Origin of the sequence: Leptolyngbya boryana PCC 6306 (genome assembly GCF_000353285.1) — a bacterium.
GTDB classification, from domain to species: domain Bacteria; phylum Cyanobacteriota; class Cyanobacteriia; order Leptolyngbyales; family Leptolyngbyaceae; genus Leptolyngbya; species Leptolyngbya boryana.
The window spans coordinates 1,274,663-1,298,996 of record NZ_KB731324.1; the positions used below are offsets into that span (position 1 = coordinate 1,274,663).

34 protein-coding genes and 1 other RNA gene are annotated in these 24,334 nt (G+C 46.1%); 20 read left to right on the plus strand and 15 right to left on the minus strand.

Features of this window, described 5'->3' with window-relative positions:
- Nucleotides 1-13 precede the first annotated feature (13 nt).
- Entirely contained in the window at nucleotides 14-682 is a 669-nt protein-coding gene (locus tag LEPBO_RS36285) for a 4'-phosphopantetheinyl transferase family protein (RefSeq protein ID WP_017286635.1), read from the minus strand.
- Nucleotides 679-1,350, minus strand: coding sequence for a hypothetical protein (locus LEPBO_RS0105995; protein ID WP_017286636.1), 672 nt, complete (start codon nucleotides 1,348-1,350; stop codon nucleotides 679-681). Before LEPBO_RS0105995 ends, LEPBO_RS36285 begins: the two co-directional genes overlap by 4 nt.
- A gap of 41 nt (nucleotides 1,351-1,391) precedes the next feature.
- On the opposite strand from LEPBO_RS0105995, the gene cutA reads away from it, so the two are divergent.
- From cutA to LEPBO_RS0106015, 4 genes are all read left to right on the plus strand, one after another.
- Nucleotides 1,392-1,718 carry a divalent-cation tolerance protein CutA gene (gene cutA / locus LEPBO_RS0106000; RefSeq protein WP_017286637.1) on the plus strand — a complete coding sequence of 109 codons (327 nt, stop codon included), beginning with the start codon at nucleotides 1,392-1,394 and terminating at the stop codon, nucleotides 1,716-1,718.
- Nucleotides 1,688-2,200: a GNAT family N-acetyltransferase gene (locus LEPBO_RS0106005; protein ID WP_225885712.1), complete on the plus strand. Its 513-nt coding sequence runs from the start codon at nucleotides 1,688-1,690 to the stop codon at nucleotides 2,198-2,200. Before cutA ends, LEPBO_RS0106005 begins: the two co-directional genes overlap by 31 nt.
- A 93-nt stretch (nucleotides 2,201-2,293) precedes the next feature.
- On the plus strand, nucleotides 2,294-2,494 hold the full coding sequence (locus tag LEPBO_RS0106010) for a hypothetical protein (protein WP_017286639.1): 201 nt from the start codon (nucleotides 2,294-2,296) through the stop codon (nucleotides 2,492-2,494).
- A 26-nt stretch (nucleotides 2,495-2,520) separates the two neighbouring features.
- Entirely contained in the window at nucleotides 2,521-3,111 is a 591-nt protein-coding gene (locus LEPBO_RS0106015) for a pseudouridine synthase (protein ID WP_017286640.1), read from the plus strand.
- Here the strand turns inward: LEPBO_RS0106015 and LEPBO_RS0106020 are convergent.
- From LEPBO_RS0106020 to LEPBO_RS0106065, 10 genes are all read right to left on the minus strand, one after another.
- Nucleotides 3,068-3,256: a hypothetical protein gene (locus LEPBO_RS0106020; RefSeq protein ID WP_017286641.1), complete on the minus strand. Its 189-nt coding sequence runs from the start codon at nucleotides 3,254-3,256 to the stop codon at nucleotides 3,068-3,070. The genes LEPBO_RS0106015 and LEPBO_RS0106020 overlap by 44 nt on opposite strands.
- 27 nt (nucleotides 3,257-3,283) lie before the next feature.
- Nucleotides 3,284-4,966 carry an NAD+ synthase gene (locus LEPBO_RS0106025; protein WP_017286642.1) on the minus strand — a complete coding sequence of 561 codons (1,683 nt, stop codon included), beginning with the start codon at nucleotides 4,964-4,966 and terminating at the stop codon, nucleotides 3,284-3,286.
- Nucleotides 4,963-5,310: a HepT-like ribonuclease domain-containing protein gene (locus LEPBO_RS0106030; protein ID WP_017286643.1), complete on the minus strand. Its 348-nt coding sequence runs from the start codon at nucleotides 5,308-5,310 to the stop codon at nucleotides 4,963-4,965. The genes LEPBO_RS0106025 and LEPBO_RS0106030 overlap by 4 nt, the downstream gene beginning before the upstream one ends.
- A complete protein-coding gene (locus LEPBO_RS0106035) occupies nucleotides 5,307-5,615 on the minus strand; it encodes a nucleotidyltransferase family protein (RefSeq protein WP_017286644.1) in 309 nt (102 codons plus the stop codon). The genes LEPBO_RS0106030 and LEPBO_RS0106035 overlap by 4 nt, the downstream gene beginning before the upstream one ends.
- On the minus strand, nucleotides 5,612-5,953 hold the full coding sequence (locus LEPBO_RS0106040) for a HepT-like ribonuclease domain-containing protein (RefSeq protein ID WP_017286645.1): 342 nt from the start codon (nucleotides 5,951-5,953) through the stop codon (nucleotides 5,612-5,614). Before LEPBO_RS0106040 ends, LEPBO_RS0106035 begins: the two co-directional genes overlap by 4 nt.
- The gene (locus LEPBO_RS0106045; RefSeq protein WP_017286646.1) at nucleotides 5,950-6,243 is read right to left on the minus strand and encodes a nucleotidyltransferase family protein; all 294 of its coding nucleotides are present in this window, start codon (nucleotides 6,241-6,243) and stop codon (nucleotides 5,950-5,952) included. The genes LEPBO_RS0106040 and LEPBO_RS0106045 overlap by 4 nt, the downstream gene beginning before the upstream one ends.
- An 11-nt stretch (nucleotides 6,244-6,254) precedes the next feature.
- Nucleotides 6,255-6,998, minus strand: a complete 744-nt coding sequence (locus LEPBO_RS0106050; RefSeq protein ID WP_017286647.1) for an NUDIX hydrolase — start codon at nucleotides 6,996-6,998, stop codon at nucleotides 6,255-6,257.
- Complete coding sequence (locus LEPBO_RS0106055) at nucleotides 6,962-7,549, minus strand: nicotinate-nucleotide adenylyltransferase (RefSeq protein ID WP_017286648.1); 588 nt, start codon at nucleotides 7,547-7,549, stop codon at nucleotides 6,962-6,964. The genes LEPBO_RS0106050 and LEPBO_RS0106055 overlap by 37 nt, the downstream gene beginning before the upstream one ends.
- On the minus strand, nucleotides 7,546-8,880 hold the full coding sequence (locus LEPBO_RS0106060; RefSeq protein WP_017286649.1) for a nicotinate phosphoribosyltransferase: 1,335 nt from the start codon (nucleotides 8,878-8,880) through the stop codon (nucleotides 7,546-7,548). Before LEPBO_RS0106060 ends, LEPBO_RS0106055 begins: the two co-directional genes overlap by 4 nt.
- A 165-nt stretch (nucleotides 8,881-9,045) precedes the next feature.
- Complete coding sequence (locus LEPBO_RS0106065) at nucleotides 9,046-9,279, minus strand: hypothetical protein (protein ID WP_017286650.1); 234 nt, start codon at nucleotides 9,277-9,279, stop codon at nucleotides 9,046-9,048.
- Here LEPBO_RS0106065 and LEPBO_RS43275 point away from each other — a divergent pair.
- From LEPBO_RS43275 to atpC, 10 genes are all read left to right on the plus strand, one after another.
- Entirely contained in the window at nucleotides 9,278-9,439 is a 162-nt protein-coding gene (locus tag LEPBO_RS43275) for a hypothetical protein (RefSeq protein ID WP_172410470.1), read from the plus strand. The genes LEPBO_RS0106065 and LEPBO_RS43275 overlap by 2 nt on opposite strands.
- A 127-nt stretch (nucleotides 9,440-9,566) precedes the next feature.
- Nucleotides 9,567-10,250, plus strand: coding sequence for a hypothetical protein (locus LEPBO_RS0106075; protein WP_017286652.1), 684 nt, complete (start codon nucleotides 9,567-9,569; stop codon nucleotides 10,248-10,250).
- A 94-nt stretch (nucleotides 10,251-10,344) separates the two neighbouring features.
- An RNA gene (gene rnpB / locus LEPBO_RS40500) (RNase P RNA component class A) lies at nucleotides 10,345-10,740 on the plus strand.
- 264 nt (nucleotides 10,741-11,004) lie between these two features.
- Entirely contained in the window at nucleotides 11,005-11,613 is a 609-nt protein-coding gene (locus LEPBO_RS39795; protein ID WP_017286653.1) for a hypothetical protein, read from the plus strand.
- Between the two features lie 59 nt (nucleotides 11,614-11,672).
- Nucleotides 11,673-12,389, plus strand: a complete 717-nt coding sequence (rnc, locus tag LEPBO_RS0106085; protein WP_017286654.1) for a ribonuclease III — start codon at nucleotides 11,673-11,675, stop codon at nucleotides 12,387-12,389.
- A gap of 27 nt (nucleotides 12,390-12,416) precedes the next feature.
- On the plus strand, nucleotides 12,417-13,415 hold the full coding sequence (locus tag LEPBO_RS0106090) for a Gfo/Idh/MocA family protein (RefSeq protein ID WP_017286655.1): 999 nt from the start codon (nucleotides 12,417-12,419) through the stop codon (nucleotides 13,413-13,415).
- Between the two features lie 55 nt (nucleotides 13,416-13,470).
- Nucleotides 13,471-13,902, plus strand: coding sequence for an urease accessory protein UreE (gene ureE, locus LEPBO_RS0106095; protein WP_017286656.1), 432 nt, complete (start codon nucleotides 13,471-13,473; stop codon nucleotides 13,900-13,902).
- Entirely contained in the window at nucleotides 13,886-14,539 is a 654-nt protein-coding gene (locus LEPBO_RS0106100; RefSeq protein ID WP_017286657.1) for an urease accessory protein UreF, read from the plus strand. Before ureE ends, LEPBO_RS0106100 begins: the two co-directional genes overlap by 17 nt.
- Before the next feature lie 241 nt (nucleotides 14,540-14,780).
- Complete coding sequence (atpD, locus tag LEPBO_RS0106105) at nucleotides 14,781-16,232, plus strand: F0F1 ATP synthase subunit beta (protein ID WP_017286658.1); 1,452 nt, start codon at nucleotides 14,781-14,783, stop codon at nucleotides 16,230-16,232.
- 82 nt (nucleotides 16,233-16,314) lie between these two features.
- Nucleotides 16,315-16,725: an ATP synthase F1 subunit epsilon gene (atpC, locus tag LEPBO_RS0106110; protein ID WP_017286659.1), complete on the plus strand. Its 411-nt coding sequence runs from the start codon at nucleotides 16,315-16,317 to the stop codon at nucleotides 16,723-16,725.
- A 164-nt stretch (nucleotides 16,726-16,889) separates the two neighbouring features.
- Here the strand turns inward: atpC and LEPBO_RS0106115 are convergent, their stop codons facing one another.
- Both LEPBO_RS0106115 and LEPBO_RS0106120 read right to left on the minus strand, forming a co-directional pair.
- Nucleotides 16,890-17,885, minus strand: coding sequence for a pentapeptide repeat-containing protein (locus tag LEPBO_RS0106115; protein ID WP_026148450.1), 996 nt, complete (start codon nucleotides 17,883-17,885; stop codon nucleotides 16,890-16,892).
- A gap of 46 nt (nucleotides 17,886-17,931) precedes the next feature.
- Nucleotides 17,932-18,927 (minus strand): hypothetical protein, encoded by a 996-nt coding sequence (locus LEPBO_RS0106120; RefSeq protein WP_017286661.1) that lies wholly within the window; start codon nucleotides 18,925-18,927, stop codon nucleotides 17,932-17,934.
- Between the two features lie 448 nt (nucleotides 18,928-19,375).
- Here LEPBO_RS0106120 and LEPBO_RS0106125 point away from each other — a divergent pair, with 448 nt between their 5' ends.
- The 6 genes from LEPBO_RS0106125 (at nucleotide 19,376) to LEPBO_RS0106150 (ending at nucleotide 23,738) form a co-directional block, all read left to right on the plus strand.
- Complete coding sequence (locus LEPBO_RS0106125) at nucleotides 19,376-19,696, plus strand: 2Fe-2S iron-sulfur cluster-binding protein (protein WP_017286662.1); 321 nt, start codon at nucleotides 19,376-19,378, stop codon at nucleotides 19,694-19,696.
- Complete coding sequence (locus LEPBO_RS43280; RefSeq protein ID WP_017286663.1) at nucleotides 19,693-19,857, plus strand: hypothetical protein; 165 nt, start codon at nucleotides 19,693-19,695, stop codon at nucleotides 19,855-19,857. The genes LEPBO_RS0106125 and LEPBO_RS43280 overlap by 4 nt, the downstream gene beginning before the upstream one ends.
- Complete coding sequence (locus LEPBO_RS0106135; protein ID WP_017286664.1) at nucleotides 19,850-20,929, plus strand: DUF3326 domain-containing protein; 1,080 nt, start codon at nucleotides 19,850-19,852, stop codon at nucleotides 20,927-20,929. The genes LEPBO_RS43280 and LEPBO_RS0106135 overlap by 8 nt, the downstream gene beginning before the upstream one ends.
- A gap of 66 nt (nucleotides 20,930-20,995) precedes the next feature.
- A complete protein-coding gene (locus LEPBO_RS0106140; protein WP_017286665.1) occupies nucleotides 20,996-21,580 on the plus strand; it encodes a CPBP family intramembrane glutamic endopeptidase in 585 nt (194 codons plus the stop codon).
- Between the two features lie 562 nt (nucleotides 21,581-22,142).
- Complete coding sequence (locus LEPBO_RS0106145; RefSeq protein ID WP_017286666.1) at nucleotides 22,143-23,132, plus strand: sigma-70 family RNA polymerase sigma factor; 990 nt, start codon at nucleotides 22,143-22,145, stop codon at nucleotides 23,130-23,132.
- A gap of 195 nt (nucleotides 23,133-23,327) precedes the next feature.
- Nucleotides 23,328-23,738, plus strand: a complete 411-nt coding sequence (locus tag LEPBO_RS0106150; protein ID WP_026148451.1) for a response regulator — start codon at nucleotides 23,328-23,330, stop codon at nucleotides 23,736-23,738.
- A 101-nt stretch (nucleotides 23,739-23,839) separates the two neighbouring features.
- On the opposite strand, the gene LEPBO_RS0106155 is transcribed toward LEPBO_RS0106150, so the two are convergent.
- Nucleotides 23,840-24,262 carry a hypothetical protein gene (locus LEPBO_RS0106155; RefSeq protein WP_017286668.1) on the minus strand — a complete coding sequence of 141 codons (423 nt, stop codon included), beginning with the start codon at nucleotides 24,260-24,262 and terminating at the stop codon, nucleotides 23,840-23,842.
- Between the last annotated feature and the right edge of the window lie 72 nt (nucleotides 24,263-24,334).

A 24,334-nucleotide genomic window follows, 5' to 3' on the forward strand; every position in this document is an offset into this window, starting at 1 on the left:
GAGTATTGCTTGACTAATCAAGCTCCTGCATCTCACCTGTGAGTGATTTAAAAGACTTCAATTCGAGAGATGGACAATTTTGCTCAACTGCGATGGCTCCAGCAAAATCATCTTGAATCGATAGCTGCTGAAGATGCCATTTTCGCGATCGCGCTTCCACTGGAATCGTCTTTAACTGTGCATTCTCAATCTCTAATTCTTTCAGTTTTGAAATTCCGGTTCCAATCGCTTTTAGAAACGCTTCTTTGCAAGTCCAGTACTGAAAAAATAAAGCATTATCGGCTCGAATTGCTTTGTACTCCGAAGGTAAAAAGAATCGCTGCACCAGAGACTCTAAATCATCCATCGGTCGAATTGCTTCAACATCAATCCCCACCAGTCGATCGTAAGTCACTGCATACAGAGCTAAATGCTGCGAATGCGCTAGATTGAATTGAATTCGTGATCGCTTGAGCGCAGGTTTTCCGTGCGAACTATATTCAAATTCCAAGGCCATCGGATCGGCTTGACAATAGCGAGAAAGCAGCGATCGCAAAAACGATCGCCCTGCAATAAATCGTTTGCGATGCTGCTCAAATTTAAATCGATCGGCTCTGACTTGTTCATCTGCTGATAAGAGATGGAGTTGCACCTCGTCTAAGTTCACTTGCCAAATGTGGACTTCAGAATCGCCTAACTTCATACTGCAACTTGCTCAGATGGAACAGGAGTCGATTGCTCGATCGTGGGTGGACGCAATGCCAAATAAATCAACGCTCCAAAGAACGGGAAGAATGACAGAATCTTGAACACTTGTGAATCAGTTAAACCACGTCGTTTCATATCGTCTTGCAACAGAATCGGAAACAATGCACATAATAGACAAAAATCTAAACTCATTACATGAATAAATCGACTAGTCTGCCACTGTTGCACAAAGTTACTCCAATCGCCATTCATCACTCCGTAAAGAAATAGACCAATTCCGCTGAGTGCGATCGCGCTACCTGTGATTCGAGAATCTAAAATCTTGAGGAGCCAATTTTTCTGTCCCTGAAAGGTCGGACTCGGCTGACGGAAAATCAAATACGGCAATAACGCAAATGCACCAGTACCAAATGATGCAAGCGTAAACAGCCAAGCCGGAATTTTTTGCGATCGACCATCCAAGAATGTGATGCAACTATACGCCATCGGCAGAACGCCCATGATATTAAAGAGCGCCACAATCAAAGGATTCACCCCTGCGATCTTTCCGGTTGAGAGATTGATAATTAAATCAAACGTGTCAGGCTGCTGAGGAGGAGCAAGCGTGAAAGCATAGCTTACAAAACCGATCCATACTAAAGTCAACAGGATTTTTTTGCTCATGGCAATTACACTGAAAGTCGCTAGGGTTCATTTTTAAGCTTATGACACAATCAGAGTTCGGAGTGATTTTAGTAACCGCAGGCTCAAAGGCTCAGGCGGAAATGCTAGCGCGATCGCTGGTTGCTGCGAAATTAGCAGCCTGCGTAACACTCCTACCCGTACAGTCCGTCTACACTTGGCGAGAGGAGATTCACCAAGAAGAAGAATGGCAATTGGTCATTAAGTCAAAACTCGATCGCTTTGCTGAACTCGAAGCGAAAATCCGTGAACTTCATTCTTACGAAGTTCCTGAAATTATTGCCCTCCCGATTGTTCAAGGATCACACCCTTATTTGCAATGGATTTCTCAGCAGGTTACGCCGCAATGATTCGAGATGCTGTTGAAGCTGATTTACCCGCCATTGTTGAAATCTATAATCACGCAGTTGCGGCAAAAACCATTACGGCTGATGTTGAACCTGTATCAGTCGAAAGTCGATTAGATTGGTTTCGATCGCATTCTCCCGATCGCTATCCTTTATGGGTTTTAGAACGAGACAATCAGATTGCAGGATGGTTTGCGTTTCGGATGTATTACGGTCGAGAAGCATATCGATCGACGGCTGAAATTAGCTTATATGTTGCACCGAAATTTCATCGACAAGGCGTTGGGCAGACTTTGCTCAAACATGCGATCGCACAATCTCCAAACCTCGGCATTAGAACGTTGCTCGGCATTGCCTTTGCTGAAAATATGCCCAGTGTTGAATTGCTGAAAAAATTCGGCTTTGCCCAATGGGGATATTTGCCCGAAGTTGCTCAATCCTGGCAGTGCGATCGCGATGTGATTATTTTGGGACGAAAGATTTAAGTTCGCAATAAATTCCGTAATGCCACCGATTGTTCAACTGTGTCATCTTGGACGAATTCCGCCATAATGAACAAGCTGTTCTCAGACATATCGATGGTTCGTCATTTCCCACTGATTAAGTTTCCGACCGCTTGGACATTAGTTCTAGTGATTACGATCGCGCTACTATTCAATACACCGATCGCGCGCACAACAAAGCCGCTGCATGAATTAAAAATTGTGCTGCAACTGTCAGAAACAACTTCAAATGGTCGATCACGCCGCTGGCTCACATTACCCTTCCTAGGATCGTAAAATCAAGCAAGTCTTTGGCAATCGTTATGCCTCACTTGCTGTTTTATAAACCTTACAATGTGCTGAGTCAGTTTACCGATGACTCACCGAATCCTCGATCGACGCTAAAAGATTTCATTCCTGTGCCGAATGTTTACGCGGTCGGTCGGCTCGATCAAGACAGCGAAGGCTTGATGCTGTTGACGGATAACGGTCAGCTTCAGCACCGACTCAGCGATCCAAAATTTGAACATTCCAAAACCTATTGGGTACAAGTTGAAAACATTCCAACAGACGAAGCGATCGCTCAATTGCGAAAAGGCGTGAAAATCAAGGATTATCTGACTCGTCCGGCGATCGTCGATCGCCTACCTGAGCCAGATTTACCCGATCGCGATCCCCCAATTCGATTTCGCAAAAACATTCCGACCGCTTGGCTCGAAATCACGTTAACTGAGGGACGAAATCGGCAAGTTCGTCGCATGACTGCAGCCGTCGGTTTTCCGACGTTGAGACTGGTTCGAGTCGCGATCGGAAAGCTTCGCCTCACAGGACTATCTCCCGGAGAATGGCGAGAATTAACCCCCGATGAACTTAGCTACCTTCGTCAAACTCAACGTTCTCGATCTGCAATTTGAGTAAGCGATTTTCATAGCGACGATTGCGGCGACGACCTTTAGCAGGTGTGGCACGTTTATGAGATCGCTTATCGTTGACTAAATGCTCGATATCCTGAGCATCGTCCCAATTTTGTAAATCATCTGGAGAAGTTCGTCTCGTCATCGGTCTTGCTTCACACAACTACACATTTTACGAATTGTGAGAAATTTGAGCAATCCAGCGACTCGCGATCGGCATTCTCCACCCGGTTCCAAAAGCTCGATCGGTAACTTTCAATCCAGGCGGTGCTTGCTTCCGTTTGAACTCCGCAATCCGAACTAATTTCGCCACTCGTTCGACGATCGCAGCGTCATGTCCGGCTGCAACGATTTCTGCTAAAGGTTGATGCTGGTGAAGATAGCGATCGAGAATATCGTCCAGCACGTCATACTCTGGCAACGAGTCTTGATCTTTTTGATCTGGCTTCAGTTCTGCACTCGGAGGCTTGCTCAGAACATTGTTCGGAATGATTTCAGTAGAACGATTTAACCATTCGCACAGTTTGTAGACTTGAGTTTTCGGAACATCTGCGATCGCAGCAAGCCCCCCATTCATATCGCCATACAACGTACAGTAACCGACAGCGACCTCAGATTTATTCCCCGTCGAAACGAGTAGATGCCCGAATTTGTTCGATACTGCCATCAGCAACGTGCCACGAATTCGAGACTGTAAGTTCTCTTCTGCCAGTCCAAAGGGCGTTCCAGCAAACAATGGATCGAGCGTGTGGTCAAAACATTCCATTAAGGTTCCAATTGGAAATGTTTGAGTCTGAATTCCCAAATTCTCAGCGAGTGCTAGAGCATCTTGAATCGAGTGATCTGAACTATAAGGCGAAGGCATTAAAATACCGAGAACGTTATCTTTGCCCACTGCTTCAGATGCGATCGCAGCAATCAAAGAGGAATCAATCCCACCACTCAAACCCAACACAATCTTAGAAAAGCCACATTTGCGGGCGTAATCTCGCACCCCTAGCACCAATGCTGACCAAAGTTCGGCTTCTTTACATTCTGGGGCAGAGGCGATCGCGCTTTTCTCGAAGTCTTGCTTTTCTGAATCGTACTCAAGCACAACCCAATCTTCTTCAAAGCTCACAGCACGTGCAATCAGTTCGCCTTTTCTGTCGATCGCAAGACTCGCTCCATCAAAAATCAAATCATCATTGCCACCCACCTGATTCGCATAGATCAACGGTTGATTGAACCTTACTGCTCCATGCTTCAACATTGCTTCTCGAAGCTTTTGCTTTCCAACCGTGTAAGGCGATGCAGAAAGGTTAATCGTAAAATCGACTCCTGCTTGAGCTAAATCCGCGATCGGGTTCAAGTTATACGTGCGTTTTCCCCAGAATTCCTCATCGTTCCAGAGATCTTCACAGATTGTGACTCCAATCCGAATGCCATCTAGCTCGAACTGATTCGGCTCATTTCCCGGTTCAAAGTAACGATCCTCATCAAAGACATCGTAGGTTGGTAGTAACCGCTTATGAAAGATTTTGAGAATGTTGCTTTTCTCAATCAGAGCGACACTGTTGAACAGAAGTTTGCCACCTGTAGAAACCGCTTCCGCATTCGGCTCAACTGTTCCGACTAGCACTGCTACACCTTCAGGCAAATTCGATGCGAGTTGAGAAAGCTGCTGTGCCATTGTTTCAACAAAGCTTGGATGCAGCAGTAAATCGCGAGGAGGATAGCCGCAAAGTGAAAGTTCTGGAGTGAGTAACAAACGAACACCTTCGGATGCTGCACGGTGAGCTGCTTTGAGAATTTTGTCCGCGTTACCTTGGAGATCTCCGATCGTCGGATTGAGTTGTGCGATCGCAATTTTCATGATGGTATGGAATTCAAAGTTTGCAGAATTTCTAGAATTTTCGGCTTGAGGCTAGGTAATTCAATTTCGATAATTTCCCAAACAATTGCCAGGTCAACTCTTAGATAGTCATGAACAAGTACATCTCGAAATCCAGCCATTCTTCGCCATGGAACATCTGGATGAGCTTGTCTAAGTTCTGGAGAAATGTTTTTAGTTGCATCGCCAATTACTTGAAAGTTCCGAATGACGGCATCTTGAATTAAAGTTGATGCTGCAAATGCGTCTTGTCCAGCAGTAGTATATTCTTCAATTCGGGCAACACATTCTGCAATGCAAGTCATATTTAAGCCATCGTCAATCATAAGACAATTGCCTCTTTCAAGACACGATCGCGAATCCGCTCATGCAGCATTTTCTCAGTTGCAACATCCACTTCTCGCCCTAGTAGATCTTCAAGATCTTGAATTAATCCAACAGGAAACCAGGAGCTATGTTTTTCACCCATATCTACTAAGAAATCAATATCGCTCTTACTATTTGCTTCATGACGAGCAACAGAGCCAAAAACTCTGATGTTGTAAGCTCCGTGTTTTAGCGCGATCGCTAAAATCTCTTCTCGCTTATCAGCTAGTAATTCTTCAATCCCAAGCCCTGTCTTTTTCATCATGATGGGTTCAATTCTTGAAAAATAGCAGTAATGTTCGTTTTCAAGCCTGGTAGATTTTGCTCTACAACTCGCCAAACTTCTTCAGGATCAACGCGGACATAATCATGAATTAAAACATCTCGTAATCCTGCAATTCTCTTCCAAGGAACATCAGGATAGCTTTCTTTTAAAGAGGGCGGCAATTGTTTGGTTGCTTCGCCAATCACTTCAAGATTACGAGCAACAGCATCTTGAATTATCCGACCTTGGAGAAAAGCTTCGCGTCCCTCAATCGTGTATGATTCAATCCGCTCAATGCACTCTAGAATATCACTCAGTAAAAGACGAGCTTCTCTCATAAAGGAACTGCCTCTTGCAAAACACGATCGCGGATCAACTGATGCAAATTTTGTGGCAATGCGACATCCACTTTTCGCCCCAATAAATCCTGAAGATCTTGAATCAACGCGATGCGATCGAGCAAACTATGGTTTGACATCTCAACTAAAAAATCAACATCACTCTCTGAACTTGCTTCTCCTCGCGAGACAGAGCCAAAAATCCGGATATTAGAAGCGTTGTGCTTGTGCGCGATCGCTAAAATCTCTTCTCGCTTATCAGCTAGTAATTCTTCAATCCCAAGTCCCATAATTTCAACACTCAAATAAACACTAAAGGCTTATCTTTTAGTGGCGCAAATGCCTCAGCATCAAAGCGATATAGACTTGCCGGTCGCCCCGCTCCTCTGGAAACTTTTACCCCAGTATCTGAGAGAAACCCAAGCTTGAGTAAGCGCGATCGAAAATTAGAATAATCTGAAAAGTTTTCTCCCAACACAGTCGTATAAAGCTGAAATAAATCACTCAACGTAAACAGTTCAGGCAACACATCAAACGCAACCGGACTGTACTCTAATTTGTTTCTTAAGCGGCGATGACCATACTCCAAAATCTTGTTGTGATCAAAAGCAAGTTCAGGTAATTGATCCACAGGATACCAAGCAATTCCGCTCACCCCATCTGCAATCAGTTCAGCTTCCGCAAATCGAACTAATGCAAAATAGCTCACCGATAGATACCGCACGTCATAACTATCCTTTGCCTCACGCGGATCGCGATCGGGACCGCCAAACGTATAAAGCTGCTCTAGATAGAGATTACGCGCCCGAATCTTCTCTGACAGAATTCGATACGCCGCATCTTCTAGCGATTCCCCTTGGCGAACCAGTGTCCCAGGCAAACTCCACTGACCCAAAAACGGCTCCTCATGACGCATCACGAGCAAAACCAGTAACCGATTTTGCGCCGTATCGACTGAGAAAATCGCGTTATCGACTCCCACTCTGAAATCTGCAAGTTTCTCTCCTATTAATGAACTGGTTGTTTTTCGATGTGTGCGTGGCATGGATACAATTGCTCCCGATCGATATAAGCCTGAATTGAAGCGGTCACCCCAGATAAGTCACAGCCTTCGCGATATGCAGTCGAAGAAACATCTGGAACACTTGCCGGGGCAATCTCAGTCTTCGCGCCCAGGGTCTTTAACTGCTCCAAATCTTCTTGAGTAAATGAATAGCGCGATCGCGGAATCACCAAAACTTGAACGCGCTGCAACAATTCTTGAGCACGATACCATTTCGATAATTGCCTCGCGACATCAAATCCGACAACCAAGGTTAATTCTGCATTCGGATAGCGTTGCTGAATGCGATCAACCGTAATCAGAGTTCTCGGATGGCTCAATTCTGGATGCACTTCCACATTGGCACAAGCTAATTCATCCACTAAAACTTTCAGCATCTCGGTTCGATACCTCAACTCAGTTTGCTGAGATTTAAACGGATTGTCGGCAGCCCAAACTGCAACGTGATCAAATCGCTGCGAGAGCCAGCGTAAAATCTCTAGATGTCCCGTCGTAGGCGGATCGGCACTTGTTCCAAATAACGCGATTCTCATGCGTGACGGCTCCGGGTACGATCGGTTAACTCAGATAACGCTTGGGATAGTTCGACTGGAATCGATACCGGGTTTTCAAGACATCGAACCGCTTTTGGCAATCGCGCAACATTGACCGTTGCCCGATCGCGAATTTCAGCAATCGTCTCCGGTTCATTGACTCGCTCTCCCTGCTTCAAGACTAATTGTAATAAGGGAATTTCACCATTCGCAGCTTCTGTGATTAAACCTAAGCGATCGCCGTTTTCACCTCGAAAAATTTGCTTGCGCCCCGGATAAGTCATCTTTCCAGTCGCTTCCTTCATCACAGGAATGCCATCAATTTCGACCAATTTATAAACGCCATTCACAGGCGACCCTGTGACAAGTTGCGTTCCCAAGCCATATCCCTCAATACAAGCACCCTGAGCTTTCAGTTCAGCAATCCGATATTCATCTAAATCGCCACTGGCAAAAATTGGAACGCCAGGCAGCAGCGATCGTACTTTTTTCGAGAGATCAACCAAGTCACCTGAATCAAGCCGCACACCCGAAAGCTGAATTTCTCCGGCTTGAAGCTGTTTAGAAAGCATTTCCGCCGCCGCGATCGTGTCATACGTATCAATCAACAATGGCGCACCTGGAAAGTAGCGATGAAAAGCTTGAAACGCTTGAGATTCAGTACCTTCGATCGCACCCAGCGCCATCACCAACGAATGCGCCATCGTTCCAGCAGGTTTACGATCTAGCTTCAACGCTGCCAAGACATTTGAGGTTGCATCAAGTCCTCCGGCTAATGCCGCTCGGGCTGCCCAGACGGAGGCTTGTGGACTAAACGCGCGCCGAGTTCCAAACTCTAGCAAGGTCGCATCTTTGCCTGCAATATCTCGCAGCCGCGCCGCACGAGTTGCGACCAAAGTTTGATAATTAATCACATTCAGCAAATAAGTTTCCACCAATTGCGCTTGCCACAGCGAAGCTTCAACTCTCAAAAATGGCTCATTGGCAAAAATTGCTGTCCCTTCTGGAACCGCCCACACATCTCCTTCAAAGCATGCTGTTTCTAGCACCGTCCAAAATTCAGCGGGCGCATCGTCAAAAATCCCGGTGGCTTGCAGTGCTGAAATTTGATCTAAGCTAAATCGAAAACTTTCTAAATAATCTAACGCTTGTGCGAGACCCATCGCGATCGCGTAACCAAAACCTTTGGGCAAGCGTCGCGCTGAAAGCTCAAAACTGGCACGTCGTTGATCCAAACCCTCGCCCACATAACAAGCTGACATTGTTAACTGATATAAATCAGTGAGCAGACTGTAATCTTCAGGTTGAATTGTCAGTTTAAGGTCTTCCACCCAAATCCTCCTTAGATGCAAAAGGGTTGTGAGAGTTAGGGGGCAGTTGAAAGCGCTTCTTCATCTAAATTATAGTTAATTTAACCAAAAGTCAAGCGACCCTTTCTGATTTTTCTAGCGAATTTATGTGTGATGCGCGGTGCATTATAGTGAATTCGACAAAAATCAGCCTCTCGATTTGTAAAGAAATTGTCGCGATCGCGCCTGTTCTCCCTCTCCATTTGTGTTGCTATTTGAAACAAGAATACAAAGCTTTAAGAAACACCGAAAAAAGCCTGTTCTTTCTAACAAATTGATGCGATCGCTAGTCATTTTTTCTTGAAATCCTGATAATTGACTCAGTAAGAGATCATTCACCCATTGAATTGGTTGACCTAGAAACTTCAGAGGTGATTTCATGAGCGTTCCAAAAGTTGTAGTAGACGTAGTAGACTATTTCTCCGGCGCATTTGGTCGAATCTTCGGTTTAAGAGATGATCAGTATCCAGAGTCAGGAGTACAGCCATTTAGTGGAGATGTTTACGATCGGAAACACGCCAAAAAAGATTTTGAGCGTTAAATTAACTTCTAAATTTGTCTTGAAAAAATCGGCGCAAGTTTCAATTGCGCCGATTTTTTGATCTGTGAACACAATCAATCCCAAAATGGTATAAGAACAGAATCAAAACTGTATCTGCTCTAAGCGAATGACTGAACTCGATTTTGTCTTACTGACGACTTATTTTTTGTGCGTCACTTACGTCCTCTACCAAATCGTAAATTCATTCAACGACGAAGTGATGGTCTGGCTAGACGATGACGACTTAAAGCAGCAGCTCGCTGACCAAAATCTGACCGATGCCATTGGCATTAGCTTTAAGTTCAATAGTCGCTATGAATATCACAACCTGGAAAAGCTACAAATCCGAATCAATAACAAAACGAAAGATCGAGCACTTTATGTAGATTGGGACTATTGTGCCTTAACCGAGCAGTACGATAAGCGATCGCGTCGTGTCACCCGCTCGGTTCCTGGCGAACCGACTGATCTATTTCAACGTCAAGTTTTCAGCGTCATTGCTCCCGGAAAAACCCTCTTCGAGGACATCTTTGCCGAAGATATGATGGCTCGCAAAGATGGAACAATCAAAGCAAGCAAAACTTTACTAGACTTTTCAGAACCCAATAAAAAAGCACCTGAAGCCAAGAAAAAACTCTACAAAAACTTCGTCAATAGCAAAGAACCGTTCCAGTTCGACCTCGATCTCGTCTTGCGCTTCATCGGTTTCGGCACATCTCCAACCGGCGATCGCATTCGCCTCGTCTGCCGCTTCAACGTCCGCAAACTCGACTGGACAGCCGGACTTCCCTGGAATCCTAAGATGCCGTAGGAGCTAGGGAAAATAACGAAGCCCAAAATCATGATTCTTCTACCCCACTCCCCCACTCCACTCCCCCTCAATCAGCTAGACTAAACAACAGAGAAGAGTCAGCGCGGCGGTTGCGGATTTAGTTTTTCTAAATCTGAGGAAAGTCCGGACTCCCCAAAACCCAGACTTGCTGGATAACGCCCAGTGCGCGTGAGCGTGAGGATAGTGCCACAGAAAGATACCGCCAACTCCGTTGGTAAGGGTGCAAAGGTGCGGTAAGAGCGCACCAGCAATATCGAGAGGTATTGGCTCGGTAAACCCCGGTTGGGAGCAAGGTCAGACGAAACAAAGGTTGGGTTTTTTCCTGTTTCGGCGAATTGTTTGCGGACATGTCTGCGGACGATTGTGAACCGCTTGAGGTTGAAGGTAACTTCAATCCCAGATAGATAACTGCCCTCTCTATATCTTTGATATGAAGAGAACAGAATCCGGCTTATGTCTAACTCTTCTCGACCCGCTTCTAAACTCGTGGAAAACACGGACTTTTCCCTCGATCGCGCGCCCGATACTGAGAATCACTCCCTTGAGAAATTGTGATCCGCGCTTTTCTTCTTGAACTTACTTTAAACAGTGGGAACCAATATGTAGATTCAGCAAAGTCCATGAAAGTTAAGCAATGAGTTGGGGTTGCCTGGTCTACTATAAATGTGCTAAACGTCCGCGTCTGAGCCGTTCGTCAGTCAATCGCCCACTTGCACCCCCGTAGGGTAAGTCTGTGAAAAGTCAAGCTTCTACACTCGAACTCCCGAAGCATTCCGAGGTATGCCCGTCCTCAGAATCCCTGCTCGCAATTAGCGAACATAAAAAGAGCGGTTTAATCCTCTGTAAGCAATATCACGCAGAGTTTGCCGGACCCGGTGCAGCAGTGAATTGCGGCGTCGAACCGATTTATCGCGCTGTGATTGCGATCGGGTCTCCTGAATTAATTCCGACTCAAACCTTTGACGAACGTCGGCGAGCCTATGGACGAAGAATTCAGTGGGGACGATGGCTTCAGAAAATCGTCGAACATCCTGACCCGATGATGCGGGCGGAAAAATTATTAGCCGGATTTGAAGAATTTTTTGGGCGGCAAGTCGTGATTGGCTTACCCAGCGAAGTGTTAGCGCTTTTAGCGGGTGTCTTTCCGGGCACGATCGAGCAAGTTAGAGTCCAACACTGGCGGGGCAGCAGAACTGGAACGATGTCATTTCTCCCCGGTTCAGATCAGCTAAAAGTCACCACGATTTCGATGAATCGGCATGAAACGCCGGAAGTGCCCTTACTGACAAGCGCAACCGTTAGCGAAATCGAGCGCACCTATGCCGTTTTGAAATCCGCTTAAATTTGTCGGAGTGTCCTTTCACCCCTACGATGGGAACAGCCTGATTTTTTACTGATCCCATGTCTCTTGCCTACCCGCGCCGTCAGCAGGAACTCCACGCACTGGCTCAACGATTAGGGCTATCAAAGCTCGACGCGATCGACTGGAATTTAATGGATCTCGCGCTGATTCACATTACCTTCTCAGCCGAACGAAACTACGAACAGCTTGAATTCGTAGGCGATGCAGTGGTTAAATTAGCAGCTGCCGAATTTCTGCTCAAGACTTATCCGGATTTGAAAGTCGGAGAATTTACTGCAATTCGATCTGTTCTAGTGAGCGATCGTATTCTTGCCAAAATTGCAGATTCCTTTGGCTTCGATCGTTATCTTCTCGTCGCATCGAGTGCCAAATCTGATCCGGCTGGACGTGATTCTCGGCTTGCCGATTCTCTCGAAGCCGTTCTTGCAGCACTTTACCTAAGCACTCATAACCTCAGTTTGATTCATCCTTGGCTCGATGAGCAATTTCACCCCCTTGCTGAAGAAATTCTCGCTGATCCGGCTCGGCAAAACTACAAAGCTGCTTTGCAGAACTGGACACAAGGGCATCAGAAAACGCTCCCTGAATATCGCACTCAGGAAATGGGGAACACTCACAATGATCCGAACCGCTTTGTTTCAGAAGTCTGGATTCAAGGACGCTGTATGGGACAAGGAACAGGTCGATCGCGCAAAGCTGCCGAACAAGCAGCCGCGCAAGAGGCGTTTTTGGTGCTGAGCGGTCAGGAGACTTAACCAGCCCAAGATTTTAAGAGGTTGGTTATGTCAGAGCAAACAGCGATCGCACTGCTTGGCGTTGGACGTTGGGGAGCGCATCTCCTGCGTAATTTTCTTCACAATCCCAGAGCGCGAGTGGTGGCAGTCGTCGATCCCTGCCTTGAGCAATTAGAAGCGATCGCGAAACGGTTTGAATTAGACGTTTTCTGCACAACGCAGTGGCAAGACGTTTTAGAAATGAATGGATTAGATGCAGTTGCAATTACTACTCCCGCCACGACTCACAATTCTCTAATCACAGCCGCCCTGAAACAAGATCTGCACGTCCTCGCAGCGAAGCCGCTGACGTTAAGTTTTGCAGAATCAGTCCAACTTTGCCGTTTAGCTGAGCAACAACAGCGTCAACTCGTTATCGATCACACTTATTTATTTCATCCTGCGGTGTTGCGGGGTCGAGAACTCGTCCAATCTGGCAAACTTGGGCCGTTGCGATATGGGTATTCAACGCGATCGCATCTCAGCCCCGTTCGCTCTGATGTCGATGCAATGTGGGATTTAGCGATTCACGATATTGCCATCCTAAATTTTTGGCTCGGTGAAACGCCTTGCCAAGTTGAAGCAAAAGGATCGACTTGGTTACAAGCAGGGTTAGCCGATACCGTTTGGGCAACTTTGACGTATCCTTCTGGCTTTGAAGCAAGACTGCATTTAAGCTGGCTGAATCCAGACAAACAGCGGCGATCGTGTCTTGTTGGCGAGAATGGCAGTTTGATTTTTGACGAACTCGCTCAAGATCAATTAACTGTACAGTGGGGAAAATTTGACGAGAAATTTAGACCGATCGCACAAAGTCGCGAAATTCTTGACCTCCAAAATCAAGAACCGCTTCAACAAGTCTGCAATCATTTCTTAGACTGCGTTCAGCACAATCGAACTTCAGCAATTTCTTCAGGTTGGCTCGGTGCGGGGTTAGTCCAAACTTTAGTCGCACTTTCTGAATCGATGCAGGCAAATGGCAAAGCGATCGATATTCTAAAAATTTAGCCCTCTCAAATCACAGCACGATACTCTGAGAACAATTCGTTTTCAGTTTGTTATCGTGACTCCGACTTTTGTTCGACGCATTCCGCCTCAATCCTCACCAGATTATATTCTCTCGCTCACGGCTGAAGAGAGAACGCGATCGCGCTTTCTCTTCCAATCTGATGACGGGCAAGAAGTGTATCTCAATCTTCCCAGAGGCACAACGCTCAAAGATGGCGACTGGCTGGAATCTGATCAGGGAAAATTCGCCAAAATTCAAGCGAAGCCTGAACCTGTTCTAACCATCACAACCTCGCAGTCACTCGATCTGCTCCAAGCTGCCTATCACTTAGGCAATCGCCACGTTCCGCTAGAAATTAGTAGCGCGTATTTGAGACTTTCACCTGACCCCGTGCTGCAAGACTTGTTAGAACATCGCGGACTCCAAGTGAAATCTGAAATCGTTCCCTTTCAACCCGAATCCGGTGCGTATGGACACTCTCACTAAGCTTTTGCAATTGGCAAGTCCTGCTTTGCCTGTTGGCGCATATAGCTATTCAGAAGGATTAGAAACTCTCGTACATAGCGGTGTGATTCACGATGTCGATGCGCTCGAACATTGGATCATTCAAGAATTAAACTATGGTGCAGTTCGGCTCGAAGCAGCCATGATGCTGCGATCGTATCGCGCCACACTGAATCAAGAGTTCGATCGCGTGCTGGAGTGGAATCAATGGTTTACCGCCGCTCGCGAAACCGAAGAACTGCGATCGCAAAGTCTACAAATGGGCGGTTCACTTTTACGATTATTCCGCGCGCTCTATCCCGAACCAATTCCAAATTTTCCAGATGGGTGCAATTTCGCTATCGCGTTCGGACTCGTCGCGGCACTCTGGGAAATTGAAGAATCCTCGGCGCTTCTTGCATATCTGCACAGTTGGGCAACGAATCTCGTCAGCGCAGGCGTGAAATTAATTCCATTGGGACAAACTTCTGGGCAAAAGTTGCTGCTGAAGTTGGGCGAAGAGATGGGGAAAAGTACGATCGCGGATCTAAGCGATGATGAACTTGAAACGTGTGGATGGGGATTCGCGATCGCCAGCATGTCTCATGAAACGCTCTACAGTCGATTATTTCGGAGTTAGTCAAAATTCTACAGCGTCTTGAAAAATCTCAAAACATGAGTTGAGTCCATCCTTGCTCACTCAGATTTGCGCTTCAATTTCTTCGCAGTGTCATAGACAACAAACGATCGCACAATAGGAAAAATTGCTTAATCATCTGTAACCCTTCAATGATAAGCTAACTCTTGGCGAATCCGCGCAACCCGTGTATTCACACGGTCTATTCACAAATAGTAGAACCACAACTTGTAGGGCGTTCTTCATGGTCACCACCGCAGAGAAAACAAACATCGGTTACATCACACAAATCATCGGTCCCGTATTGGACGTTCGATTTCCCGGTGGCAAAATGCCCCGAATCTACAACGCACTCTCCATTTCGGGTCAAACCGAATCAGGTCAACACGTTTCAGTGACCTGCGAAGTGCAACAACTTTTGGGCGATAACCAAGTTCGTGCGGTGGCAATGAGTTCCACCGATGGTTTAGTTCGCGGCATGGAAGTTGCAGACTTGGGCGCACCGATCAGCGTCCCCGTTGGAACCGCAACTTTAGGACGAATCTTTAACGTATTGGGCGAACCTGTGGACAACCAAGGTCCGGTCAATAACACTGAAACTTCTCCGATTCACCGCCCCGCTCCGAAACTGACCGAACTCGAAACGAAGCCGTCAGTCTTTGAAACTGGAATTAAGGTGATCGACTTGCTCACGCCCTACCGTCGTGGTGGAAAAATTGGTCTGTTCGGTGGTGCGGGTGTCGGCAAAACCGTCATCATGATGGAACTGATCAACAACATCGCAACGAATCACGGTGGAGTATCCGTATTCGCAGGTGTAGGTGAGCGGACTCGTGAAGGAAATGACCTTTACAACGAAATGATCGAGTCTGGCGTAATCAAAAAAGACAACCTGAACGAATCGAAAATCGCTCTGGTGTACGGTCAAATGAACGAACCGCCGGGAGCACGGATGCGCGTCGGTCTGTCAGGATTGACGATGGCAGAATACTTCCGCGACGTGAACAAGCAAGACGTATTGCTGTTCGTTGACAACATCTTCCGGTTTGTGCAAGCCGGTTCTGAAGTATCCGCACTCTTGGGTCGGATGCCGTCTGCGGTAGGATATCAGCCGACTTTGGGTACAGACGTAGGGGACTTGCAAGAGCGGATCACCTCGACGACCGAAGGTTCGATCACTTCGATTCAAGCAGTTTACGTACCTGCGGATGACTTGACTGACCCCGCACCTGCAACCACCTTCGCTCACTTGGATGGAACCACCGTTCTTTCCCGTGGTTTGGCTGCAAAAGGAATTTATCCAGCGGTAGATCCATTGGATTCGACTTCGACCATGTTGCAACCCAGCATCGTTGGAAACGACCACTACGATACGGCTCGTGCAGTTCAATCGACACTGCAACGCTACAAAGAATTGCAAGATATTATCGCGATTCTTGGTTTGGACGAATTGTCGGAAGACGATCGTTTGACCGTTGCTCGTGCACGTAAGATTGAGCGCTTCTTGTCTCAGCCGTTCTTCGTGGCAGAAGTCTTCACCGGATCTCCTGGTAAGTATGTAACCCTGGAGAAAACCATCGCAGGCTTCAAGAAGATCTTGGCTGGTGAATTGGATGATCTGCCAGAGCAAGCATTCTACTTGGTTGGCGACATCGATGAAGCGATCGCGAAAGCAGAAAAAATGAAGGCGGGCTAATTGCCAGGAAAATCTGAATTGTGAAGGGTGAACTCTCATCCTTCACCGCTTCTCATTTCACCCTTTACCTTCATTTTTTACTATGGCTTTAACTGTTCGTGTAATTGCACCAGACAAAACCGTCTGGGATTCTTCGGCTGAGGAAGTGATTCTTCCTAGCACTACAGGGCAGCTGGGCATTCTTACAGGTCACGCTCCCTTACTTACGGCTTTAGAAACGGGCGTTCTGCGCGTTCGGGCTGAGAAAAATTGGGTTCCGATCGCAGTGATGGGCGGTTTTGCGGAAGTCGAGAAGAATGAAGTCACGATTCTAGTCAATGGGGCAGAACGTGGTGAAGATATCGATCGGACTGCTGCTCAAACTGCTTACGCGGACGCACAAACCAAATTTGCTCAAGCAGAACAAGGTGGATCTAAAGAAGACCAATTGAAAGCAACTCAAGCATTGAAGCGTGCGCGCGCTAGATTGCAGGCTGCTGGTGGTCAGGTTTAACTTTAAATTTGAAGTCTTCAATCAACGTTGAGAGGGTGCGATCGTACCCTCTTTTTCTGCTTTAAAGCAGCGTTATCAAGTGCTAGATAGAGAAGACAATTAAAAAATTGGGTGGTTTCGAGAGAGTGTTTGTATGAGTTCTTCTATGTTCTTGGAATGACAGGTTACGATACAGTTGAACCATCGGGTTGAATCATAGAATCCGTGATCGCACCTGTCATTAAAGCACTACTCATTTCAGCGCGTGTAAAATTCGCACGAGTCAGATTTGCCTGACGCAAATCAGCACGTCCCAAATAAGCGGCGACTAAAACGGCATCCATTAAAATTGCATTCTGCAAATCCGCACGACTTAAATCTGCTTGATTCATTTGAGCGCGCGTCAGATTCGCACGATCGAGCTTCGCTTTATGTAATTTTGCATGGTTTAAGGTCACTTCTGAGAGATTCGCTTGGCTGAGGATTGCTTGATTGAGAATCGATCGATTCATCTTTGCGTCTCTGAGGCTCGCTTGAGTCAGATTTGCTTCGCTCAGGTTCGCATCGGTCAGAAAAGCACCGCGTAAAATTGCCTCACTCAAATTCGCTTGCGCCAAGTTAGCCTCTCTCAAACTCGCTTCGCTGAGATTTGCACCTGCGAGATTGGCGCGACTTAAATCCGCTCCACTCAGATTTGCGCCGCGTAAATCCGCCCCACGTAAATCGGCTCCGCGTAGCGTTGCGCCTTCATAAGCGCGTTTCTCCTCTCTAAAATTTGCGCCGCGTAAATCCGCCCCGCGCAAGTCGGCTCCGCTAAAATTTGCATTTCGCAAATCCGCTCCACTAAAATTTGCATCTAATGCGATCGCGAGTGAAAGGTCAGCCCCACGCAAATCCGCTCCACAGAGAATTGCGCCGTGTAAATCTGCATCCCGTAAATTCGCATTGAGTAAATCGGCTTGACTGAGATTTGCACCGCTCAGGCTCGCTTGCAACAAGTTTGCCTGGCTCAGATTTGCGCGATTGAGAAAAGCCAGAATTAAAACTGCATGATTGAGATCCGCCTGAGCCAAATTTGCGCCAATTAAATCCGCCCCTATCAAATTAATTCTGCTTAAATTTTGACTTGAAAAGTTGAGTTTTCCGGCATCATACTGTCGCATCAATTCTTGAGCATTCATCGTCATGCAGCCCTACAAAGATCTTGATGTTCAGTTTTCCCAACTTCTAGGAAAATGCGCGAGTCGATCGTGCAATCGTTGTATCTGCAAGACTACTCACGCTAGAGACTTGTTGCAATTTTTGCCGGAGATCGTTGTAATCCTTTTTCAGAGATCTGATTAGCACAGGCACAATCTCTAGATAAGTATCTGGATCTCGCAGTTGGCTCGCTTTACTATTTAAAAGCTGCTGGAGTTCCTCGATCGTTGCCGATTGAATCACAACGGTTCGCAGTAATCCATCTAAGCTATAAAGTTTGAGATTCGACCAATCTTGCTCACAAAACTCGAACAAATAGTAAACGGATGAAAACAGTAAAACCTTGGTCTGTAGAGGGTTTACAGATTTGAGAATCGCACACCGAACATCAAATAAGTCAATCGGATCACACAGCGCTAAATTGTCTGCTGGTTGATCATTGCCATACAGGGGTTCTACTTCACGAATAATGATCTCTGCAATCAATGCATACTCAACCGATTTATTCAAAGTCTTCACCATTTTATTCAACCCCGATCGCAGTTCTGCAGTGGTGGGATACTGTTTAATCAAAGTATCAATCAGGTCCGGAAGAGCGGTTTGTTCAATGATGTAAGAATTCGCTTCCCAATATTTTTTACAAGTGTAGATAAGAAGCTTCTTGATGCGATGAATGTTGATATCTTGTTCTAATTTCGTGGATCGCCGTGACGCGCTAACCATCGTGACCGCACCTTCGGCATAAAGTCCCTCTAGAACAGAAAGAATGATTTGTCCAATTGCGGCATATTCTTTGGATTTATTCAGCGTTCCGATTTGATGAGTCAGACGAGAGCGCAATTGGTCGAGTGTCGGATACGCGATTCTGACTTCTTCGATCAGTGATCTCCACTGGCTAGCATCGAAAAGGGACATCTCACTCTCCCAATGATTTCGACACACGTAAACTAGTAACTTTTGAATCCGAATTGCACTCGGATCTTGGTCAAACTGATTCACGATTGGAGCAATCGGATCGTTCATCTCTTTCTGGGTCAAAGCTCATCATTGGTTAGAATGCCCGAATCAGTGCTGGTCTTAACGAGAGTAAAATGCGATCGCATTGCTGCTGCCGTTTTCCTGAAATCAGTACTATTGCTGTTCCTTTTGCCTGATCCACCCGTCAATATCAACTCAAAATTATTTATCCCCGCAGTTGGATCATTTGACGTGAAGAGAGCACGATAGATCACTCTTAGAAATATCTGAAAATATGGCACGAGTAGCGATCCTACTAGTAGAAACCTCGTGATCGACAAAGACGCACTTTTCAGGTCTTACAGCAGCATCTCACTTGGCTATTAAATTCCGACCGAGAAGAGGTTAAGGGGCTATTAACTGAGGATAAATTTAGAATGGTCAGCAAAAACTTTTGCGCTGGCAGGATCGCCACTCGTGATGGATAATAATGATCCTCCAGACATCATTGTTTATGGCTACTTATACTGTCGAAATTTCACATCAAGGTCAGATCTACACGATCGAAGTGCCCGACGATCGCACGATTCTCAGTGTTGCGAATGACGATAAAGGTTTGAATCTCCCTGTATCTTGTACAGCGGGTGTTTGTACGACCTGTGCTGCGTTGATTACAGAAGGCACAGTCGATCAAACAGACGGGATGGGTGTAAGCCCCGATTTACAAGCGCAAGGATATGCGCTGCTTTGTGTCTCGTATCCGCGATCGAATATCAAACTCGAAACCGAAAAAGAAGAAACCGTTTACAAAAAGCAATTCGGACAGCAAGGATGATCACGGATTTTATTACGATCGAACTTTCTTTAGCTCCCGTTCGAGAGTTACATCCACTTATCGAACAAAAACTGCGTCAATTCGGTGAGCCTCTGCGGTGGGCAATTACTCGAATTGATGCAAATACAGTTGAAATCGAAGCGGTCGTGACTCGTGAATAAACCATCATTTACGGTTGGGCTGATTGTTCCAACTGGGATTGGAGCTGCAATCGGCGGATATGCAGGGGATGCAATGCCTGTCGCGCGCGCGATCTCGGAAGTTGCAGATTGTTTGATCACGCACCCCAATGTTCTCAACGGCGCACAACTCTACTGGAATCTACCGAATGCACTTTATGTAGAAGGCTATGGGTTAGATCAGTTCGCTGCTGGACATTGGGGACTGTTACCCACTACCTCGAATCGGATTGGCTTGATTTTGGATCAAGCTATCGAACCTGATCTGAAACTAAGGCATTTACAAGTTGCGGATGCTGCAAGAGCCACATTAGGACTAAATATTTTGGACTATGTGGTCACAGATCAGCCTTTGAATGTTGAACTAAGAACGGCAAAGTCTGGCGCGACCTGGGGCACGATCGAGCATCCTGATAGCTTATTGAGAGCAGCTGAGAAACTCATTCAGGCTGGAGCCGATGCGATCGCAGTTGTCGCTCGATTTCCTGACGATACAGGTAGTGAAGCATTGCAGAACTATCGACATGGGCAAGGTGTAGATCCGCTATCTGGAGCAGAAGCGGTGATCAGTCATCTCATTGTGCGCACATTTCATGTACCTTGTGCACACGCGCCTGCTTTGTCTGCGTTACCCCTTGATCCCGATCTCTCTCCGCGATCGGCAGCGGAAGAATTAGGACATACTTTCTTACCTTGTGTCTTAGTCGGTTTGAGTCGTGCGCCACGATTTACAGAATTTCCTAAGGCTCATGCAATTTGGGCGGATCAAATGAATGCTTTAGTGATTCCTGCTTCTGCCTGCGGAGGGAGTGCAATCTTGCATCTCAGTCAGACACGCACGCGAATTATTGCCGTGCAAGAGAACCAGACAAAGCTTAATGTTTCCGCAGAAGCTTTGGGAATTCGCGCAACAATCGTCAAATCTTATTTAGAAGCGATCGGGATTTTGATCTGCGATCGTGCAGGGATCAACCCGACAGCGTTAAGTCCAGAAATCGCTGCTCTCAAACGGTTCGATCAATCGATTCGGGGATCGCAACTTACAGGAATTTAGCCTCTAGTTTCCTTTCGAGCGCTTGAGTTATACTGTGAGCCTTAAATCAAGCACCTTAAATTTACTGTGGCACAACAAATTCCTGATACGCCGGAAATGCAGCCGCTAACTCGTACCCAAGTTCTCATTGCAATGGGGGTAACCGCGGTTGTTCTATTAGTTGTTTCTAAAATTTGGCTTCATTTTAGCCAGTTATCAATGTTGCCCGTTCGCTTCTCAGTTCAAGCCTTGCTTGAAGGACTAGCATTAGGCGTTGGCATCTCGATTGCTAGTGCGATCGTCTACCGGATTTGGGGAGAGTATCGCAGAAGTGCGGATCAATATCTCACGATGGTGATCAAACCCCTGCTCGTTCCTGATCTGCTTTGGCTTGGGTTACTTCCCGGGTTAAGTGAAGAACTCTTATTTCGAGGGGTCATGCTGCCAGAGTTTGGCTTAGATGAGCTTGGCGTTCTGTTATCAAGCCTCTGTTTTGGAGTCCTGCATATGAGCAATCTTAAACAATGGTCGTATGTCGTATGGGCATCCTTAGTCGGCATAGCATTAGGTCTGAGTGCCGTTTGGACAGGAAATCTCTTAGTCCCGATTGTGGCGCACATTCTGACGAATCTCGTTTCTGGCGCAACTTGGAAATTGAGCAACCGCGACTAATCTACTGTCAATCTTTGCATTAACACGCCCTGAGTGTACTTTAGGGCGTGTTTTTTTGGGTTATCCCATTCAAAAGTGTCAATCTTCGACTTTTGTCTTTAACTCTTCAAATTAGTGCGCTATTTTTTGTAGTCTAAGTTACTCTACAAAGACACTAATTTCAAAATTCAAATTGAATCGATCCAGGTTTCTTTGATTCCTCCGCAATATTTCGGAGAAACATCACAATTTCAAATTTCTTCAAAAAACCACTGCAATTCCCCGGATCTAATTCTTAAAATGAGTTAGTGTAACTGTACAACTCAGTGAAAGTTCTGGACAGTTACTTAAGCAAAAACCGATTACTATACCGCCTTTCCACCGTGTTGTTTCTTCCGTATAGCTACTGAAATTCGGCGAAAAAACGGACTCATTTCAATTCATAAACTAAGCCTTGATAAAGTGCATAAAAAACAATCAAAAAAGCGTTATTTTACTGAACCAAACTCAAACATTTCGATTACAGTAGGTTGCAGTTGAAGATGACTTTCCGAAAAAATTAAAGACCCAGCGTAACCTGACAATGGCAACTAAATTACCCACTGACTCCTTTCCGGTTGACTCAGTTGTAACTGAGGGCGATATCGATCTTTCCGAACTCGAGTCTCTCGAAAATGAAGATCTTTCACCCGAAGCTTTGGCGAAATCGCTGCGTGGTAAAACCAGCGAATATTTAGGTCTATCAGATGACTCGGTTGGAATGTTCCTGAGAGAGATGGCACGCTACCCCCTTTTAACTCAGGCACAAGAGATTGAGCTCGCTAGAGAAATTTCAAAAGGTGGAGTCATAGGAGAGCGAGCAAAGCGGAAGTTAGTCCGGGCAAATTTGCGCTTAGTTGTTTCGATCGCGAAAAAGTACCTGAATCGGGGCGTACCTTTCTTAGATCTAATTCAAGAAGGGGCGATGGGTCTGATGAGGGCTGCTGAAAAGTTCGATTACGAACGGGGTTATAAGTTCTCAACCTATGCCTACTGGTGGATTCGTCAAGGGATCACCCGTGCTATTGCGTCTCAATCGAGAACAGTGCGCTTACCCGTACACATGGTTGAAAAGCTCAATCAGGTTCGTAAAGTTCGGCAAATGCTTTCTCAAGAACTCGGTCGCAAGCCGACCAAGCAAGAGTTAGCAGGTGCGCTGGATATGGAGGAAGATAAGTTAGAGCAGGTTCTAGACGTGAGCCAGCGTACTTTATCGCTTCATGCTTGGGTGGGACGCGATGAAGATACTGAATTAATGCAACTGATCGAAGATGCAGATAATGTTGCACCCAACGATAATCTGGATCACAAATTATTAGTCGATCGCCTCAACTCCGTGTTGGATCATTTGAGCGATCGTGAGCGTGAAATTATTAAGTTGCGATTTGGTTTAACGGATGGTCAGCACTACACCCTGAGCGAAATCGGTCAGATCTATGATTTATCCCGCGAGCGTGTGCGCCAAATTCAAGCGAAAGCGATGAGAAAGCTACGTCACCCTCGTCGTCAAGCCTTATTGAAAGATTGGATGTAAGTTTTCAAGTCTGTCGGTTGCTATCAGCGATGCTTCTTCTAAATGCTTGATTTAGTAAAAGGATCGCTGATTTTTTTTGCTTCTCCTCGCTCTTCTCCAAAATGGCTGACTAGATTAATCCTTGCGGTAGAGGTTTTCAGAGTGTTCGTCTCGCTACACTCTCCTGTAACACTCGAATTATCGGTCGGTTGTCCCATGCTGTCTAGTGAGTGCAAAGTGTTGCGTGTTTTAATTGTCGATGATCATGAACTAACCCGATTTAGCTTGAAGTTAGCAATGCAGCGTCAAGCGGGAATCGAGTTAGTAGGTTTAGCGAGCAATGGGCGAGAAGCTGTGGAAATGGCGGATCGGCATTGCCCCGATGTGATCGTTCTGGATCTACAAATGCCTATCATGGATGGGCTGAGTGCTTCAACTCAGATTAAGAGCGTGCATCCCCAGATTAAGATTTTGGCGTATTCGTCGTTAGAAGATCCTCAGACTGAGGTGATGCTGCAGACGGCAAAAGTGGATGCGTTTTGTAATAAAGAGACGGCAGTGCAGGATTTGATTGCGATAGTCAATCAATTGGGGCAAGAAGCGGAACACAAGAAAAGTCACTCTTAATTAGAATGCCGATCCTGTTAGAAGGAGCGGCACTCTTGTTGATTTGAAGTGATCGTGTTTGAGAGCAGATATGTTCGTATCGAGCGGCTCATTTGTCTGCTCTATTGCGGAGAAATAGACAATGTATAAGGATTTCGCGCCCGTCCTCTGTCTCCTACAAAGACTGAATAATTGTCTTTTGTCCATCGCCCTGGAATTTCCACCTTGCCGTTAGAAAGACGATCAGCTTGGACACAAAAATTTTGTCCTTGTGTACCGATGATCAATAGTGTCGGTTCGCCGCTGCCTTGAAGTGTAAATTTGAGATTACGATCGGCAGTGACTTGAACGGTATGATTTGGACGATCGCCAATGAAGCCAGCACAGCTTGAATCTTTTTTGTCACCTCCGGATATGCCATTGAGAGTAATGGGCGACGTATTAGAGGAGATCGAGACCACTTGTTGACTTGCAGCGAGATTAGACATTGCGAAAACAGCCATGATCGCAGTCGGAAAAATTGACCAGCGTAGAGAAGCTTGCATGATGGGTTCACTCCTGGGGACTCTCACAGTTTCAGTATGACTAGTCACAAAATCGATTTTGGTGCAAGATGT

Coding starts and splice junctions, on each gene's coding strand:
- LEPBO_RS36285 (WP_017286635.1), bottom strand. CDS start 682: ATGAAGTTAGGCGATTCTGAAGTCCACATTTGGCAAGTGAACTTAGAC.
- LEPBO_RS0105995 (WP_017286636.1), bottom strand. CDS start 1,350: ATGAGCAAAAAAATCCTGTTGACTTTAGTATGGATCGGTTTTGTAAGC.
- cutA (WP_017286637.1), top strand. CDS start 1,392: ATGACACAATCAGAGTTCGGAGTGATTTTAGTAACCGCAGGCTCAAAG.
- LEPBO_RS0106005 (WP_225885712.1), top strand. CDS start 1,688: ATGGATTTCTCAGCAGGTTACGCCGCAATGATTCGAGATGCTGTTGAA.
- LEPBO_RS0106010 (WP_017286639.1), top strand. CDS start 2,294: ATGGTTCGTCATTTCCCACTGATTAAGTTTCCGACCGCTTGGACATTA.
- LEPBO_RS0106015 (WP_017286640.1), top strand. CDS start 2,521: ATGCCTCACTTGCTGTTTTATAAACCTTACAATGTGCTGAGTCAGTTT.
- LEPBO_RS0106020 (WP_017286641.1), bottom strand. CDS start 3,256: ATGACGAGACGAACTTCTCCAGATGATTTACAAAATTGGGACGATGCT.
- LEPBO_RS0106025 (WP_017286642.1), bottom strand. CDS start 4,966: ATGAAAATTGCGATCGCACAACTCAATCCGACGATCGGAGATCTCCAA.
- LEPBO_RS0106030 (WP_017286643.1), bottom strand. CDS start 5,310: ATGATTGACGATGGCTTAAATATGACTTGCATTGCAGAATGTGTTGCC.
- LEPBO_RS0106035 (WP_017286644.1), bottom strand. CDS start 5,615: ATGATGAAAAAGACAGGGCTTGGGATTGAAGAATTACTAGCTGATAAG.
- LEPBO_RS0106040 (WP_017286645.1), bottom strand. CDS start 5,953: ATGAGAGAAGCTCGTCTTTTACTGAGTGATATTCTAGAGTGCATTGAG.
- LEPBO_RS0106045 (WP_017286646.1), bottom strand. CDS start 6,243: ATGGGACTTGGGATTGAAGAATTACTAGCTGATAAGCGAGAAGAGATT.
- LEPBO_RS0106050 (WP_017286647.1), bottom strand. CDS start 6,998: ATGCCACGCACACATCGAAAAACAACCAGTTCATTAATAGGAGAGAAA.
- LEPBO_RS0106055 (WP_017286648.1), bottom strand. CDS start 7,549: ATGAGAATCGCGTTATTTGGAACAAGTGCCGATCCGCCTACGACGGGA.
- LEPBO_RS43275 (WP_172410470.1), top strand. CDS start 9,278: ATGAGCGTTCCAAAAGTTGTAGTAGACGTAGTAGACTATTTCTCCGGC.
- LEPBO_RS0106065 (WP_017286650.1), bottom strand. CDS start 9,279: ATGAAATCACCTCTGAAGTTTCTAGGTCAACCAATTCAATGGGTGAAT.
- LEPBO_RS0106075 (WP_017286652.1), top strand. CDS start 9,567: ATGACTGAACTCGATTTTGTCTTACTGACGACTTATTTTTTGTGCGTC.
- rnc (WP_017286654.1), top strand. CDS start 11,673: ATGTCTCTTGCCTACCCGCGCCGTCAGCAGGAACTCCACGCACTGGCT.
- LEPBO_RS0106090 (WP_017286655.1), top strand. CDS start 12,417: ATGTCAGAGCAAACAGCGATCGCACTGCTTGGCGTTGGACGTTGGGGA.
- LEPBO_RS0106100 (WP_017286657.1), top strand. CDS start 13,886: ATGGACACTCTCACTAAGCTTTTGCAATTGGCAAGTCCTGCTTTGCCT.
- atpD (WP_017286658.1), top strand. CDS start 14,781: ATGGTCACCACCGCAGAGAAAACAAACATCGGTTACATCACACAAATC.
- atpC (WP_017286659.1), top strand. CDS start 16,315: ATGGCTTTAACTGTTCGTGTAATTGCACCAGACAAAACCGTCTGGGAT.
- LEPBO_RS0106115 (WP_026148450.1), bottom strand. CDS start 17,885: ATGAATGCTCAAGAATTGATGCGACAGTATGATGCCGGAAAACTCAAC.
- LEPBO_RS0106120 (WP_017286661.1), bottom strand. CDS start 18,927: ATGAACGATCCGATTGCTCCAATCGTGAATCAGTTTGACCAAGATCCG.
- LEPBO_RS0106125 (WP_017286662.1), top strand. CDS start 19,376: ATGGCTACTTATACTGTCGAAATTTCACATCAAGGTCAGATCTACACG.
- LEPBO_RS43280 (WP_017286663.1), top strand. CDS start 19,693: ATGATCACGGATTTTATTACGATCGAACTTTCTTTAGCTCCCGTTCGA.
- LEPBO_RS0106145 (WP_017286666.1), top strand. CDS start 22,143: ATGGCAACTAAATTACCCACTGACTCCTTTCCGGTTGACTCAGTTGTA.
- LEPBO_RS0106150 (WP_026148451.1), top strand. CDS start 23,328: ATGCTGTCTAGTGAGTGCAAAGTGTTGCGTGTTTTAATTGTCGATGAT.
- LEPBO_RS0106155 (WP_017286668.1), bottom strand. CDS start 24,262: ATGCAAGCTTCTCTACGCTGGTCAATTTTTCCGACTGCGATCATGGCT.